At 48.4% G+C, this 15,285-nt stretch carries 12 protein-coding genes; 3 read left to right on the top strand and 9 right to left on the bottom strand.

The window, feature by feature from the left end; translation table 11 throughout:
* Positions 1-65: 65 nt before the first annotated feature.
* The 6 genes from NSQ20_RS18300 to NSQ20_RS18325 form a co-directional block, all read right to left on the bottom strand.
* On the bottom strand, positions 66-2,039 hold the full coding sequence (locus NSQ20_RS18300) for a hydantoinase B/oxoprolinase family protein (protein WP_340030515.1): 1,974 nt from the start codon (positions 2,037-2,039) through the stop codon (positions 66-68).
* The gene (locus NSQ20_RS18305) at positions 2,036-4,084 is read right to left on the bottom strand and encodes a hydantoinase/oxoprolinase family protein (protein ID WP_340030516.1); all 2,049 of its coding nucleotides are present in this window, start codon (positions 4,082-4,084) and stop codon (positions 2,036-2,038) included. The genes NSQ20_RS18300 and NSQ20_RS18305 overlap by 4 nt, the downstream gene beginning before the upstream one ends.
* Positions 4,085-4,125: 41 nt before the next feature.
* The gene (locus NSQ20_RS18310; RefSeq protein ID WP_245838229.1) at positions 4,126-4,854 is read right to left on the bottom strand and encodes an FCD domain-containing protein; all 729 of its coding nucleotides are present in this window, start codon (positions 4,852-4,854) and stop codon (positions 4,126-4,128) included.
* Between the two features lie 290 nt (positions 4,855-5,144).
* Entirely contained in the window at positions 5,145-5,807 is a 663-nt protein-coding gene (locus tag NSQ20_RS18315) for a class II aldolase/adducin family protein (protein WP_340030517.1), read from the bottom strand.
* A 66-nt stretch (positions 5,808-5,873) separates the two neighbouring features.
* A complete protein-coding gene (locus NSQ20_RS18320) occupies positions 5,874-7,367 on the bottom strand; it encodes a rhamnulokinase family protein (RefSeq protein ID WP_340030518.1) in 1,494 nt (497 codons plus the stop codon).
* A 124-nt stretch (positions 7,368-7,491) separates the two neighbouring features.
* Positions 7,492-9,282 (bottom strand): L-fucose isomerase, encoded by a 1,791-nt coding sequence (locus NSQ20_RS18325; protein WP_340030519.1) that lies wholly within the window; start codon positions 9,280-9,282, stop codon positions 7,492-7,494.
* Positions 9,283-9,694: 412 nt separating this feature from the next.
* Between NSQ20_RS18325 and NSQ20_RS18330 the strand changes: the two genes are divergently transcribed.
* A complete protein-coding gene (locus NSQ20_RS18330; protein WP_340030520.1) occupies positions 9,695-10,711 on the top strand; it encodes a LacI family DNA-binding transcriptional regulator in 1,017 nt (338 codons plus the stop codon).
* A gap of 239 nt (positions 10,712-10,950) precedes the next feature.
* Here NSQ20_RS18330 and NSQ20_RS18335 read toward each other — a convergent pair whose 3' ends face one another.
* The 3 genes from NSQ20_RS18335 to NSQ20_RS18345 are packed head-to-tail and all read right to left on the bottom strand — an operon-like array spanning position 10,951 to position 13,638.
* Complete coding sequence (locus tag NSQ20_RS18335; RefSeq protein ID WP_315372666.1) at positions 10,951-11,844, bottom strand: NAD-dependent epimerase/dehydratase family protein; 894 nt, start codon at positions 11,842-11,844, stop codon at positions 10,951-10,953.
* Positions 11,845-11,856: 12 nt separating this feature from the next.
* Complete coding sequence (locus NSQ20_RS18340; protein WP_340030521.1) at positions 11,857-12,627, bottom strand: SAM-dependent methyltransferase; 771 nt, start codon at positions 12,625-12,627, stop codon at positions 11,857-11,859.
* Positions 12,628-12,657: 30 nt separating this feature from the next.
* Positions 12,658-13,638, bottom strand: a complete 981-nt coding sequence (locus NSQ20_RS18345; protein ID WP_340030524.1) for a Gfo/Idh/MocA family oxidoreductase — start codon at positions 13,636-13,638, stop codon at positions 12,658-12,660.
* A 190-nt stretch (positions 13,639-13,828) separates the two neighbouring features.
* Here NSQ20_RS18345 and NSQ20_RS18350 point away from each other — a divergent pair, with 190 nt between their 5' ends.
* Together NSQ20_RS18350 and NSQ20_RS18355 are read left to right on the top strand one after the other, a co-directional pair.
* Positions 13,829-14,413 (top strand): bifunctional transcriptional activator/DNA repair enzyme AdaA, encoded by a 585-nt coding sequence (locus tag NSQ20_RS18350; RefSeq protein WP_200868514.1) that lies wholly within the window; start codon positions 13,829-13,831, stop codon positions 14,411-14,413.
* Positions 14,410-15,228, top strand: a complete 819-nt coding sequence (locus NSQ20_RS18355) for a radical SAM protein (protein WP_340030525.1) — start codon at positions 14,410-14,412, stop codon at positions 15,226-15,228. The genes NSQ20_RS18350 and NSQ20_RS18355 overlap by 4 nt, the downstream gene beginning before the upstream one ends.
* The last annotated feature ends 57 nt before the right edge of the window (positions 15,229-15,285 follow it).

Below are 15,285 nucleotides of genomic sequence, written 5' to 3' on the forward strand. Positions count from 1 at the left end.
AATTCCCCCATCCATGTAGTTGGTTTTTCCGATAACACAGAACTATATAGTCTCCATACACTTGATCAATGCAACCCTATTTGCTGGCGTATACCTTCCATAATGTCGGATATCTCCCGTGGATCTATAGTTAGGGAATCCTTATACTTCTCCTCTACAACGCCCATGGTCTGACGCTTAAGGTAGTCTCTTAGTGCAAGCGGAGCAGTCAGCAAGGCCTGATTCAGCGTTACCTGCATCTCATCGCTCCATATGTCTTCAAATTGCTCCCGCGCCTTGCCATAGGCGAATTCCTCCTGCTGCCGCGGTCGCTTGGCTCGCATTTGTTCCGTATCGCTCTCGTTCAGCTCCAGGCCGTCAATCACAACACCGTATAAATCAAGGGCTTTCTCCGGGGATACTAGTCCACTTCTTACATCCTCCAGAACTAGGCGTGGGTCACGTTCAAGTGGATCACCATATCCGCCTCCGCCTTGCGACAGGAACGTAACCGTTTCTCCAGGTTGAAGTAGTAGCTCATCAATTCTTCCCAGATGATGCTCACTTGCGCGCCCAGCATTAAGAATCGCTTCTCCATGTGAACCTACGCCGCCACCGAGCCTGCCCCAAGGCTGGAACTCCATACGCTCCATGTTTCTGGCCGTCATCACCGTATCCGGTGTTAGAATTCTGACACATAAATCAATTCCGCTTCCGCCACGGAAGGTTCCTGCACCCGCCGAGTCAGCACGAAGACCATAATGCTCAATCAACACAGGCATCTCGGATTCCACCGTTTCCGCAGGAATATTCCGAAGATGACCGACCGCAAAATCCATACCATCAATGCCGTCTTTCATCGGCCTAGCTCCCGAACCTCCGCAGATCGGCTGAATTACGCCCACCTTTTTCTTGCCATCGGATGCATCTGTCATCGCCATCATGACAATGCAGGCTTGTCCAGCTCCTGCCGCGGGAACCATACTGCCCTGAGCTTTCCCCAGTGCTCCCGTGATAACGTCCATCAGCCGGATAAAGGTCGCAGCACGTGCCCCAACTGCTGCCATCGGCTCCGGGTTAAGTACGGAAGCAGGCGGCGCGTAATTTCGCACCATACGAATCATGCCCGAATTCCAAGGAATGGTCGGATCGAGCGTACGGAAATAACGAATGAGTGCGGGTACCAGCATGTAATGCCCCTGTTGGTTGTGGGTAGGAATGTTGAATGAAGCCCTGACCTGAGGATCGGTGCCGCTAAAGTCCAGATGAATGTCACTGCCTGCAATCGTCATTTTGCAGCGCAACCGGATTGGATAACCCCCCGGTCCTTTCTCCAGATAGTCCCAGAAGTCATAGGAACCGTCCGGGATATCCTGCACGATAACACGTGCCTTCAGCTCGGCATATTCCAGCAATTGTTCGATGCCCTGTTGAATTTTTTCCACGCCATAACGTGCAATGAGTTCCTCAAGCCGCTGCTCTCCCCGATTCAATGCAGCCATAAGCGCTTTGAGATCACCGAGATTTTGCTCCGGAATTCGGCTGTTGTCCAGAAACATGCGCAGGATCTGCTCGTTCAGAACACCAGCTTCATACAGCTTGACTGGTGCAATTCGAATGCCTTCCATATGAATATCGTAGGCGCTGGGAGATACGCTCCCCGGTACCTTGCCGCCCACATCGGATGAATGGACAAAGCACATGCCGTAAGCAATGATTCGCCCTTCGTGAAAATAAGGCTTGATGAGATGAATGTCTGGAAGGTGTGTGACCATGCCTTTGGTGGAATAAGGATCATTACATATGACGAGATCCCCTTCTTTCCAGTCTTCTATACTGTTAATGGTCGCAGCAGCAGGGATGCCCAGGGACAGATTGTAACCCGTCTCCAGCGGCGATCCGAACGTTTCCCCGGATGGAGATAAGAGGTAGGTTCCAAAATCGCCAGTTTCTTTGACAAAAGCGGTGAATCCTGTGCGCAGAACAACATTTGCCATTTCTTCCACGGCAGCTTGAATTCGGTTGTTAAAAATCTCAAGAAAGACCTTGTCGCCGATCATGCTTCCACCTCCCCAATCACGTTCCCATGCACATCCCGGTATACCTTATATCCTGGCGGAATAAAGATCGTTGTATCATATTCCTCCACAATAATGGGCCCGGGGATGGGGGCATCCACCGATGGAATTTGTCCCCTTTTCAGTACCTTGGCAATCTGCTGTACATGGTCAAAGGTGATGAGCCTTTCTTCCGCTACACTCTCATCAAATGGCAAATTTGCCGGATCTACCGTGTTATGTGTAGGTAAAACACCAACAATTGTTGCTCTGAGACTTACAAACATGACCTCTGCCTCTGGCTGACTAATGCCAAACACGTTTTGGTAAGACGTATGGAATTTAATCCCTGCCTTCTTGGGATCTTCAATTTCTTCCAATGTCAGCGTGACCTCTATATCAAAGGCCTGTCCCTCATATCGCATATCCGCACTGTATAGGCAATAAATATTGTCCAGCTTGACGCCACCACGGGCTTCCTCATCGACCCAGCTATGTCCCTGGTTTTCCAATTCAGCAAAAAGAGAGCTTAATTCACCAGACTCCAGAGTCTGGGTGCTTTTGTGTAACGTATGAACGAAATCATTGCGGAGATTGGCAACCGTGCAGCCCATGGCACACAATGTTCCCGGAGATGGCGGGATCAGCACTCTGCCGATACCTACCTCACGTGCCATCAGAAAAGCATGCATCGGGCCGGCTCCACCATATGCGAGCAACGTAAAATCGCGGGGATCAACGCCCTTGCGAGCCATGAGGGGAGAAAACTGGGCGTACATATTGGCGGTTGCCACATCAAGAATGGCTTGCGCAGTCTGTTCGGCATTCAGTCCAAGCTTCTCTCCCAGATTGCCCAGAGTACGCTCTGCAAGTTCGGGATACAGGCGCATTTGTCCGCCAAGGAAATGGTCAGCATGCAGGATACCGAGCTGTAGATAGGCATCTGTGGTTGTCGGCTCTTCTCCCCCGCGCTGATAACATGCCGGACCGGGATTGGCTCCCGCGCTGCGCGGTCCAACCTTGAGTACGCCTACGGAATCAAGCCAAGCAATTGAACCACCACCAGCCCCAATCGCTGTTACATCAACAGCGGGAATGATGACAGGAAAATCTCCAACCTTGTTCTCAGAAGAATAACTCGGTTCTTTGTCAATGAGGGCAACGTCAACACTTGTCCCACCCATGTCAAATGTGATGACCTGATGAATGCCCGCTCGTTCAGCAATATGCGTCGCGGCGATTACACCGGAAGCAGGCCCGGACAGAAGCGTACGTACCGGCTCATTAGCCGCTCTGGCAGCCGTCATAATTCCACCGTTGGACATGGTCGACAGCAAGTTGGCTTTGAGGCCGTATGCCTGAATCCCTTCTTGCAGACGCAGGAAGTAAGACCCCATCCGTTCACCTACATAAGCGTTCATGGCCGTTGCGAGTGTTCGTTCGAACTCACGCTGTTGTGGCCAGATGGCGCTGCTTCGGCAGATGAACAGTTGCGGATAACGTTCCCTAATCAGATCTTCCGCAAGCTGCTCATGAGCAGGATTCACATAAGCATGTAAAAAGCTAATCGCCAAAGCGGTAACGCCATCCTCCACCAGCTCATCCACCGATTGCAACAGTTGTTCCTCATTCAGTGGCTGGAGTATGCCCCCACTCGCAATGACCCGTTCATCGACTTCCTTAACGCGATGTCTCGGTACCAGCGCATCAGTCTTTTCACCATACAGATTGGTTGTATCCTCAAGTCGCAACCGGCGGATTTCAAGAATGTCACGGAATCCTTTAGTGACCAGCAGACCTGTAACTGCGCCATTTCGCTCAATCAACGTGTTGACGCCAAGCGTTGTTCCATGCACAAACAGATCAATCTCATGAATATTCACGCCACTCGCCTTCAACTGATCAAGTGCGTTAAAAATCGCCTGTTCAGGAGCTACTGCAATCGATGGCGTTTTCAGCGCCGCAATCACCCTGCCCTGATGGTCCATCACAAGCGCATCCGTAAAAGTACCTCCGATATCAATGCCTAGACGGTAGATTGTGTCCACAAGCTCAACTCCTTTATCACCGGGTCTGTTTCTAAGGAATGTTATTGGTTTTGCATGGCGAAATAACGTTTGACATCATCGATCATTTGGTTGATATGATTCACCATTGCCGCTTCAGCCTGCTCCGGAGAGCCCGCTACAATAGCATCCAGAATCTGCTGATGATCCACAACTAATTCACTTCCTACTCTCCGGCGAATATACGCGGTTTCCAGAAAATCGCGGCTTGTCTCCCATACCAGTTCAACCGCATGCAGAAGAATTTGGTTTTGCGCAGCATAAGCCAGCAATCTGTGAAACTCCCGGTCCTCCTCGTATGGTATAATATTCTTGGAAAGCAATTCATGCTGGTTGGCAATAGATGCTTGCAACAGTACTATGTATTCTTTCGAGGCACGTTGTGCTGCCAGGGAAGCGATCTCCCGCTCAAGTGCCCTTCTGGCAACGAGAACATCCAGCAGAGCCTTTTCCCCTGAATGGTTCAGCATCTGAATTAACTGTGAGTTCACGCTTTGTTGCTGCAAATCTTTTTCCAACGTCTTCATTCGATCCAGACCCTGTTCGGTCAAAGTTCTTCCCTTGCGACCTTCCAGAACTGTAAAACCTTCAACATCCATCTCCATAAGTCTTCTTCCGATGGTTGCCTGACTCAGACCATACGTTTTGCCCAAAGTATGAACCAACGTACTGGCCCCGATGGGAGCATTAGCGTCTCGAAGCTGCTTTAACAGTTCGTATTCCAACTCCATTTCGTTTAGCTCAGGACCCACTGATCTCACCCCTCTTAGATACTTAATTGTTTTTTTAATCTTCTTCGTAGTTGTTACTCACTGATGATTAACGTTAGTATACCTTGCAGACATCACAATTTCAACAATTCTCATCAAAATAGTGCGAATTATTCCCTCAGCTATACTGTGCGCCTTTTCAATTCAAAATCAAAATTAAAAAAGAGCATTTCACATCCTTTATTCCAGCGTTTATCTGGAGAATGCAATCTGCCCTTAACGTAGCAATCTTTTAAGATCACAAATGTAACCATTAATACTCAAATCAGGTATCAGGACTTGAGTTGTTGCAATAACTGCACACGGTAGGCTTCACTTTCAAGCGATTGAATTTCCTTATATTCTTCGGCAGTAAGCACTTTGGGTTCCCCGGCTGCTTTGGCGATCATATATACCTTCGCGCTTTCTTCCACCACTTGGGTGCGGTAATAGGCTTCGCGGAGGTTTTTACCGGTCGTAACCAATCCGTGATTGACGAGAATGAGTGCCGTATGTTCTTCTACCTTTGCTGAGACTGCATCGGCAAGTAGTTTCGTCGTTGGTAGAACATATGGAACAAATCCGATATCACCTACCAAGGCCGACTGATCAGGGAACAAGTGTGGCAATTCATCGAAAACAAGACTAAGTGCGATCGTATATGCCGGATGCGTATGCACAATGGCTTGGATATCAGGATTCACACGATAACTGTACAGATGCATCAATACTTCGGAAGAAGGGCGTGTTGCTCCCGCGCTAGTTGCCCCTGTTTCGATATCAATAGCAATCCACTCGTCCGGTTCCAGGTCTTCAAGTGCATAACCACTCGGAGACAACAACATCGTTCCCCCAGAGCGAGCGCTCAGATTCCCACCAGGTCCGACTACCAGTCCTTGAGCAACTGCTCTCCGGGCATATTTCGTCAACTCTTCCCTTACTTGTTGTTCAGACATGTTTTCTCCACTCCTCATCCTTTTCTTTTTAGCATTTTGCATCCATGCTCATTTCATTGAATCTGTTCAATACCTTTTGATTTGATTCAGACTTTGGTAACTTTCATAAGCTTCCTGCCACAGCTCTGTATCCTCAGGCTCATAGGTCTCGGGGGAAAAGGAAGCAGCCATGACCTCCCGTACCTCGGCCAAGCTACTCACTTCTCCATGCGCAAGGAATTGCAGCATGCAATTCCCTGCTGAAGTCGCCTCTGCCGGGCCTGCCACCACCGGGACACCGGCTGCATTGGCTGTAAACTGGCATAGTAGTCGATTGTGTACACCACCACCAACCATATGAATGACACGAGGTCTTGTACCTGTAATCAACTGCAGTTCATTCAGCGTTTGTCTGAATTCCAATGCAAGACTTTCCAGAATGCAGCGCACAATCGCTCCAGTCGTTTCAGGCACAGTCTGTCCGGTGAGATTGCATTGTTGCCGTATTCGTTCAGACATATTTCCTGGCGCCAAATACACGCCATCTCCCGGCGATACATAACTTTGATGCGGCGTTGCCAAGGTAGCCAATTGAATCAGTTCTTCATGTGTAAAAGGTTGATTCTCCCGCTCCCATTGCCGTTTGCATTCCTGTAGCAGCCACAAGCCTGAACGATTTTTCAGGGTGCGTACTTTTCCACTTACCGTCCCTTCATTGGTGAATCCCAATGCACGACTTCGGTTATCCAATACAGGTGTATCACGCTCCACCCCCATAAGAGACCAGGTACCACAGCTGATAAAAGCGAAATCCGAATCATTCGCAGGTATTGCTGCCAAGGCAGATGCCGTATCATGTGAGCCCACAGAGACTACCTGCATCGGTCCAGTCCGTAACTCTTCGCACAACTCATTTGTTAAATCACCCAGCACGGTACCCGGTTGAACGAGTTTTGGAAATAATGTTTCCGGTATACCGAGACGCCCGATCAGATGTTCATTCCAACGTGCCTCGCCTGCATGCAACAGCCCGCTAGTACTTGCAATCGTATACTCACAAGCCTGCTGACCGGATAGATAATAGTGAAATAAATCCGGCATAAATAACATGCGCACATCCGTACGCAAACCTTCGGCCTGCTCTCGTACACTGCCTAGTAGTTGAAATACTGTATTGATCTGCTGCGGCAAAACGCCGGACATGGCATACAGTTCTTCATCTTTCACCATGTGCAGAACTTCTTCCATCCACTGTGCGTTGCGTGCTTCCCGATAGTGACGTGGGTTCGAGCACAACCTTCCCGCACCATCCACCAGTCCATAGTCCACTCCCCACGTATCCACTGCTATAGAACGGACCGATGGAGAGAGGCCTTGCGTCCCTTTCACAATGCCTTGTTTTAATTCATGAAAAAGTCGCAAGAAATCCCAATACAGTCCATCCCCCAGTTGCACGGGTTCGTTGTTGAATCGATGCACTTCTTGTAACGAGAGTCTGTTTCCATCAAAAGAACCCCGGACTACGCGTCCACTACCGGCACCGTAATCGGCAGCAAGCACATGTGTTGCTTGATTGCCCATTCTTTCAAGCCTCCTTAACTCTTCGCGATAAGCCGTATTCGAGTTCTGAGCACAGCTTTCAAGAGAAAGCCATGTTACCTCATCTCACAAGGAACATGGCGTTTGACAGGAATGGAACTTTATTTTAACGATACAACGGGCCAAACACACTGCAAGCACGGTAGTCTGCACTCTCCGGCTCACTTGTGCCGAACAATCCCCATGCACGCGGACGGAAAATTTCTGTTTCAGGTACATTATGCATATTTACCGGAATACGAAGCATGGAAGCGAGAGTAATCAGATCTGCACCAATATGTCCGTATGAGATGGAGCCATGGTTGGCGCCCCATTGATTCATGACCTCGTATACGGAAGTAAACGCTCCCGATCCGGTTAGAACAGGAGCAAACCAGGTGGATGGCCAGGTTGGGTCTGTCCGCTGATCCAGCGTATCATGCACATCTTCAGGCAGATCGACCGTGTAACCCTGAGCGATTTGCAGCACTGGTCCCAGTCCTTTAACCAGATTCAGACGTGTCATCGTTACAGGCATGCCACCTTTGGTCAGAAAATCCGCTGAATAGCCGCCCCCGCGGAAATACTCTACGGATGCCGGTCTCCACGATGTTGCTTTTAGGCAGTCCTGAACTTCCTCATCTGTAATTTCCCAGAATGGCTTGAGTACAGGCTTACCATCTCTGGACTGTTGCCCAGTGCCATCCAAGGCTGCCGAACCAGAGTTGATCAGATGCAGAATGCCGTCCTTCGCATTTCCTTCCAACTGGTGTCCCGTCACACGTTGTACTGAATCCGGACTCCAATACGTACGCACATCAGCAAAGATCTGTGCCGTATGTGTCAGCAGCGAACCGAACAACATGGACACGCCATTCAGGCTGTCATTCTCCGTTGCAACCAGATAAGGCGCACGTTTGCCATTCCAGTCAAAGGAAGAGTTTAATATCGACTCCAGAAAATCTCCGTTAGGTGAATGATCCGTCCACTGCCGTTGTCCCTGGAAGCCGGATACAATAGCGTGGTGACCCATCGATTCCTCTGTAAACCCAAGCTCTGCCAATCTTGGGTTGCCCGCCATCAAGTCACGCACGATTTGGGTCATTTTCACAACGGTTTCCCATTCGTACTCTTTGCGTTTGCGATCCGTTTGCAGATGGGCAGCGTTGTTGTCTGGACCTTCGTTACAATTCTCCTTCACCCAAGCCAGTGCGAGCTTATACTCCTCAGGATCATAGATTTCTTCTTCAATACGACGAGTGAGTTCGCTCATATCTACATATTCGTTCCTCATGCCCAGATACTCTTGGAAAAATGAATCGTTCACAATCGAACCTGCAATCCCCATGGATACTGATCCAATAGACAGATAGCCTTGCCCTTTCAAGGTCGCGGCTGCAAGACCTGCACGGCTGAACCGGAGCAATTTCTCACGCACGTCATCGGGAATTGTTGTATCTCCGCCGTCCTGCACATCTTCTCCATAGATCCCAAAGGCCGGAATCCCCTTCTGTGCATGGGCAGAGAGTACCGCTGCCAGATATACTGCACCCGGACGTTCAGTCCCGTTAAAACCCCAGATGGCTGTTGGAGTGGATGGTGACATATCCATCGTTTCCGTACCATAACACCAGCATGGTGTCACGGTGATTGTTACGCCAACGTTGGAACGGCTGAATAGTTCTGATGCTGCGGCCGCTTCAGCCACTCCGCCAATACAGGTCTCAGCCACAACACACTCCACTGCGGACCCGTCAGGATAACGTAGTTCTGCTGCAAGCAACTCGGCAACAGATGTCGCCATCCGCATCGTTTGTTCTTCCAGTGACTCCCGAACACCCTTGCGTCTTCCATCAATCGTGGGACGAATACCAATCTTGGGGAAAGCCTGTTTATAACGATAATCCTGGTGTGTCATACTGGAATGTCCTCCTTCAATTCGTTTCATAGAATTTGGGTTGAATTGAGAAACCTTCTGTCTGATTCATATGCATTGATTGGAATGAAATAATGACGGAAATACAACCGATACCCGAATGGTATACAAGAAATGCATACACAGATTGCCAAGAGCCTTATTTTAGTTTGAATGCGTTTACATATTTAAAAAAATAACAATAAACCATTTCATTCATTAGCTATGTATGTAGTTCCTCTATTCAAGAAAATGGAACGTGCATGAGCGAATTCAACGAAATGGTTTATGTAGTAAAGACGTTCAGAACCCTTTAGGGTTATCGGTAACCCTAACATAGCACGAGCCTATCTTGCTGTCAATTGGCATTATCCTATAGAATGGTAAGACTATGTTGCGGAAAGGTTAGATTCTAATGATTACCATTTACGATATTGCCAAAAAAGCCAACGTCTCTGCCATGACGGTCTCCAAGGTCATTAATCATACAGGCCGCATAAGTTCCGCGACACGTGAACGTGTGCAACAGGTGATCGACGAACTGGGTTACATCCCGAACTCCAATGCGCGCAGCCTTGTGCTTCAACGAACCCAGATGCTCTCCCTGCTCATTACGGATATTACCAACCCTTTTTATACAACACTGGCGCGTGGTGCTGAAGATGCAGCCCATCTTCGTGGGTACCGTCTTTTATTCGGCAATAGTGACGAGGATTACAAAAAGGAAAAGGATTATGTAGATGCGATTCTGTCTACTCGTGTGGATGGTGTACTCTATGCGCCTGCGGGGGATCGTTCTCTCACTCATCTGAAACAGCTGCAGGAACGTAACATTCCGTTTGTTTTTCTGGACCGCACTGTACCTGGCATTACGTCAGATATCATTGCCGGAGATAGCCGGGAAGGCGCGATTGAGCTGATCCGATATCTGGTGCAATTGGGGCACCGGCGCATTGCACTGGTCAATGCTTCTTCGGAGGTTTCTACCGCCAGACTACGGGAGGAAGGTTATATAGCGGGTTTACGTGAGGGCGGAGCTGATATAGATCCCGAGCTTGTGCTTCGAACCGGGTACCGGGATTTCAGCGATGAAGAAGGACTGGATCGCCTACTCTCTCAACCAAATCAACCAACAGCCATTTTTGCCGCCAACAACATGCTGGCGATTGGGGTCATTCGGCTTTTGCGCAAACGAGGACTGCGTGTACCAGAAGACATTTCCGTTGTGTGTTTCGACGATCTGGATCTGGCTTCTGCTTTTGATCCTTTCCTGACTGTAGCTGCACAGCCAGCATATGACTTTGGGTTTCAGGGTGTACAGATGCTGATTGACCGGATTGAGGGTAAGGCCCCTTCCGAAGCCCAAACCGTCATTCTACCGTCAGAACTGCGCATACGGGCTTCAGCTACTGCTCCACGTGAGCAAGAATAGAGTTAAGCACAAGAATTGACTAAATAATATCGTGTAAATGATTAGTCCCACTTATCTAAATTAGGTCCCGTTCAAATTCGTAAAAATGTACAACATAAACAGGGTGCACCGGAGATTACACTCTGGTTGCACCCTGTTGGATGTTCATTCGCTGAAATAATCCGTCGTTCGAGCCGTTTGGTTCGTCTGTTTCACTAAGGCTCGTCGAATTCATTTTGGTTCCATCCGAACCGATATTTCTACCGCTCCGACTGTAATGCAAGAGCGACCTCACGAACGAGTCCCGGGAACCAGTCCATCAGAGGTTCGAACGTATACCCCGCTTGTTCAGCTTTGGTCGTCTCCATCGTCCATGATTGCTCAATTCCGAAGGGTGACATGTCCTCTTTCACCGTTTCCGTGAGGATCTGGGACTGCATGCCCGTGACCGTTTCGATCAGATGTATCATGGCTGACAGCGTAATCGCACCCTTGGAAGCTGCATTCACCGGACCTGTAATGGACGAATGTCCAAGCCAAGCGAGAAATCTTGCCGCTTCGGTGGAATTGATAAATCCAATCTCCGCATCCGGATTTGGCATGCCGATCGGTTTTCCTTTTTGCACATGTTCAATATGAAAATGAAGTCTTCTCGTATAATCATCAATCCCGAGTACAATGGGAATGCGCATCGCCACAACCGGGAAATCCGCTTCCTGAAAAAACACAGCCTCCGCAAGCCGTTTGCCTTCTCCATACGAAAAATCCTCTGCACTTCCATACTGCAATGGATATGTATACGGGTCAAAATCCGTTTCCTTAAATCCAGGTCTGGGATCACCGTACACCGAGAGTGTGGATGTCAGAACGTATCTTTTGGTGCGTCCTGCAAAAGCTTCACATGCCGCTTTCGCCGCATCTGGAGAATAACAAATATTATCGTACACAACATCCCACATGTCTGTCTGTGCAACCTCTGCCAGAGATTCCGGGTCTTCACGATCCATCTTGATTCGGTTTACTTCGGGTCCGAAGTCGACATCCGTTTTACCACGAGTTGCGACTGTGATCTGAGACTTCCCTTCCCACAGCAAGTGATCCACCAGACGTTTACCGAAAAAACGTGTACCCCCAAGTATAAGTACTTTATTCATCCAAAAAACCTCCTATCTTGTTCGATTATGTTTAACAATTTGAAGCATGGTATGAGCATTCCGTTGAAACTCATATGAAGTTGGTTCTTCGGATACCGTACACCCACGCTCTTCGAGTATTAATTTCAACTCATCCATGTGTTTGTAACGTTCGCCAGACAGATCCACTGTTGGAAAAATGCGAACCTCTTGTTTGGTCACACGCAGCAACTCCATTATGGTTGCAACATGAAAATCAACATCCAATCGATCCGCATACGTAAACAGGAAATGGGCGGATAACGTCAGATCGAATTGTTCATCTGCAAAGGGTAGATCCGGGAGCACAGACGCCACATAACGGTCAGGAAACATTCTCATATCTGCGATGCAATCTGTGATGGCACGAGTTCGTTCTTCCTTTAACCCCTGGATTGATCCAAATTGATCCCACACATATCTCCCTTGCACGGGTTCCATCTGTTTCATCGTATGCTCAATGTCCTGAAATCCCTTTATTTCAAGCTCGTCGATCTCGTATTCGTAGGCAATATCCACGGCCACGGGATCAGCACCCAACTTGCGCGCCTGGCTACTGAACGAACATGCTCCACCTGGACAATCCAGAATAGACTTGCCATTAATCTCGTCCACCGTCAGGTTGAACATCTTCATATATTCTTCGAAGGTTCTTCCTATGAAAACGATCTGTTTCAGTTCCAAACCGCCAGAATTACTGGACCGATTACCTTCTCTACGGTTCTTCTTCTTTACTCTACTGTTGCTCTGCTCATCTCTGCTCATCTCGTCTCAGCTTCCTTTCCTGCGCTTGAATCAATCGTTAGGGAACACAAGCCCAATCTGCTTCCGAATCTGATCCATGACCTGCATCGTAACATAGGAGCGTTCATACGTGTTCATGTCAGATTCCTTTTTGCCTTCCTGAACCAGATTCACGAACTCCTCCACTTCATAATACATTGCCGGATGGTTTTGTTCGACTGTGAGCTGCTCCACCGTACCGTCATTGTATCGTATCTCTGCATGTTCCGGTGAACCAATCTTGTCAATGATGATACTGCCCAGTTCCCCCATGATTTCGCTTGGCAGATGAGAGTTGGAGATTTTAGAGTATGTAACGACCGCATCCATCCCATCATAGTCCAGCAGCACACTACCTTGTCCATCCACGCCAGATTCCAGCATCATCGCTTGGGATTGAACCCGGTTAGGTTCACCGAACAACGTAATCAATGGATAGAGACAATACACACCGAGATCCATTAACGCCCCATTAGCGAGTTCAGGCTTGAACGCGTTCAGGACAATCCCCTCTTTGTACTTGTCGTAACGCGAAGAATACTGAGAGTATCCTGCTACGTATTTGCGGACAGGACCGATTTTATGCAGGCTCTTCTGCACCATTTTGAACTGGGGAACAAGAGTCGATTTCATCGCTTCCATGAGCAGAACCTCGTGTTCTCGTGCAGTATCGATCATACTCCGAACTTCGGCGCTATTTGCAGCCAGAGGTTTCTCGCACAATACATGTTTACCGTTTCTCAGAAAAAGCTCAGCCTGCTCCGCATGAACCGTATTCGGTGTTGCGATGTAGACTGCATCAATCACATCACTTGCCGCCAACTCTTCCAGATCGGTGAAGCGGTGTTCAACATCATATTTATCTGCAAATGCGTTAGCCTTATCTTCAGTTCTTGAATACACGGCGGTTAATTTGAATCCTTCAACCTGTGCTGCGGCTTCAAGAAGCCTTTCTGTAATCCAGTTGGTACCCACTACGCCAAAACGAACCATGCTTACCTACCTCTTTCATCTATAAATTTCATTTGAGATATAAACCACTTCCATCCTGTATATTGTAGCTCATATTTCGTTCAGATTGAAGGAAGGGGCCATATCCCCAAATATTGATATCTTGCTTTTTAAGTTAGAACTTCGTCAATCCCTTCGAATCAAGGGTATAATTAGAGATGAGGTGATCACCGTGGAAAGTCGAGATCAAGATCGTATACTGCCCGAATCTATAGATGAAAAATACTGGCACGCCATCATCCACAACGATAATTCTTATGATGGAACGTTCTTTTACGGTGTGCAGACAACGGGTATCTTTTGCCGACCTTCCTGTAAGTCCAGAGCACCCAAAGCTGAAAATGTGCTGATATTTCAACATGTTGAAGAAGCATTGGCACGAAAGTTCAGACCCTGCAAACGTTGTAAACCTACAGGCGAGCGGGTACCTGATCAGGAGTGGATATACGGGATCACGGATTACATCGAACATCATTACGCCGAACCTCTAACCTTGGATGTCCTTGCCACTGTAAGTCATGGCAGTCCTTATCATCTGCATCGTGTGTTCAAGCGGATTACAGGCCGCACACCGGTTCAATATATTCAGGATAAACGAATTACCGAAGCCCGGAAGTTGCTTGAACATACCGGACTTACCGTCACCGATATTGGCCGCCATGTCGGTATACCTAACTCAGCTTATTTCATTACTGTATTTCGCAAACACACAGGTCTCACACCTGCACACTACCGCGAAAGGCATGAGAACTTATGAAGACAAATCTTACTTACAAAGTACCCAAAACGTTACTCAACAAGGGGACAGGGTTCCTTAATGGATATACACATACACTGAATACTTACACAGGATGCGCCTTCGGTTGTTCTTATTGTTATGTCAGACAGATGCCTGTCTCTCTCTTTCGCAAAGAGGATTGGGGAACGTGGGTTGATGTGAAACAAGAGGCCTCCCGAGTGTTGGCCAAAGAGTTGCAGCGTGCTCTGACGAAAGGCAAAGTCACTCTGTTCATGTCCTCCAGTACCGATCCGTATCAACCCGCCGAATACAAGGAGTGTATCACGCGTTCATTACTTGAAACGATGGTACAGTATCCTCCAGATTTCGTATTAGTCCAGACCCGTAGTCCACTCGTTACCCGGGATATAGATCTGCTACAGCAGTTAGGTGACCGGGTTCGGGTCAGCATGACGGTGGAGACAGATCTGGACGATATGCGGAAGCATTTCAGTCCTTCCGCTCCCCCAATTGCAGGCCGATTACGTGCACTGGAACAGTTGCGGGATGCCGGAATACCCACGCAGGTTGCGATTGCTCCAGTATTACCCAGCAGTGAACAGTTTGCTGCCATCTTGAGACCTCTGGTTCAGCGTGTATGCATTGACGATTATTTCATGGGCGATGGCAGCGAGGGCAAGCGAACCCGGCGACTCGGCATGGAGTCGCTCTATCAGCAAGTGGGGATGGAGCATTGGTATCATCCAGATGCGTATCAGACTGTTGTACAGCGAATGAAAAACGTTTTTGCCGAAGATGAGATCTGGATCAGTCAGGCGGGATTTGAGCCCTAAATGGATATATAAGCTGAACTAAAGAATATTTACACTGGTCACTCCGATGACAGAACA

This window comes from Paenibacillus sp. FSL K6-1122 (assembly GCF_037977015.1).
Lineage (GTDB): Bacteria > Bacillota > Bacilli > Paenibacillales > Paenibacillaceae > Paenibacillus > Paenibacillus amylolyticus.

Excerpts from the sequence above, each read along its gene's own strand:
- NSQ20_RS18315 (WP_340030517.1), bottom strand. The coding sequence starts at position 5,807 with ATGTCTGAACAACAAGTAAGGGAAGAGTTGACGAAATATGCCCGGAGA.
- NSQ20_RS18345 (WP_340030524.1), bottom strand. The coding sequence starts at position 13,638 with ATGGTTCGTTTTGGCGTAGTGGGTACCAACTGGATTACAGAAAGGCTT.
- NSQ20_RS18335 (WP_315372666.1), bottom strand. The coding sequence starts at position 11,844 with ATGAATAAAGTACTTATACTTGGGGGTACACGTTTTTTCGGTAAACGT.
- NSQ20_RS18330 (WP_340030520.1), top strand. The coding sequence starts at position 9,695 with ATGATTACCATTTACGATATTGCCAAAAAAGCCAACGTCTCTGCCATG.
- NSQ20_RS18325 (WP_340030519.1), bottom strand. The coding sequence starts at position 9,282 with ATGACACACCAGGATTATCGTTATAAACAGGCTTTCCCCAAGATTGGT.
- NSQ20_RS18300 (WP_340030515.1), bottom strand. The coding sequence starts at position 2,039 with ATGATCGGCGACAAGGTCTTTCTTGAGATTTTTAACAACCGAATTCAA.
- NSQ20_RS18355 (WP_340030525.1), top strand. The coding sequence starts at position 14,410 with ATGAAGACAAATCTTACTTACAAAGTACCCAAAACGTTACTCAACAAG.
- NSQ20_RS18340 (WP_340030521.1), bottom strand. The coding sequence starts at position 12,627 with ATGAGCAGAGATGAGCAGAGCAACAGTAGAGTAAAGAAGAAGAACCGT.
- NSQ20_RS18320 (WP_340030518.1), bottom strand. The coding sequence starts at position 7,367 with ATGGGCAATCAAGCAACACATGTGCTTGCTGCCGATTACGGTGCCGGT.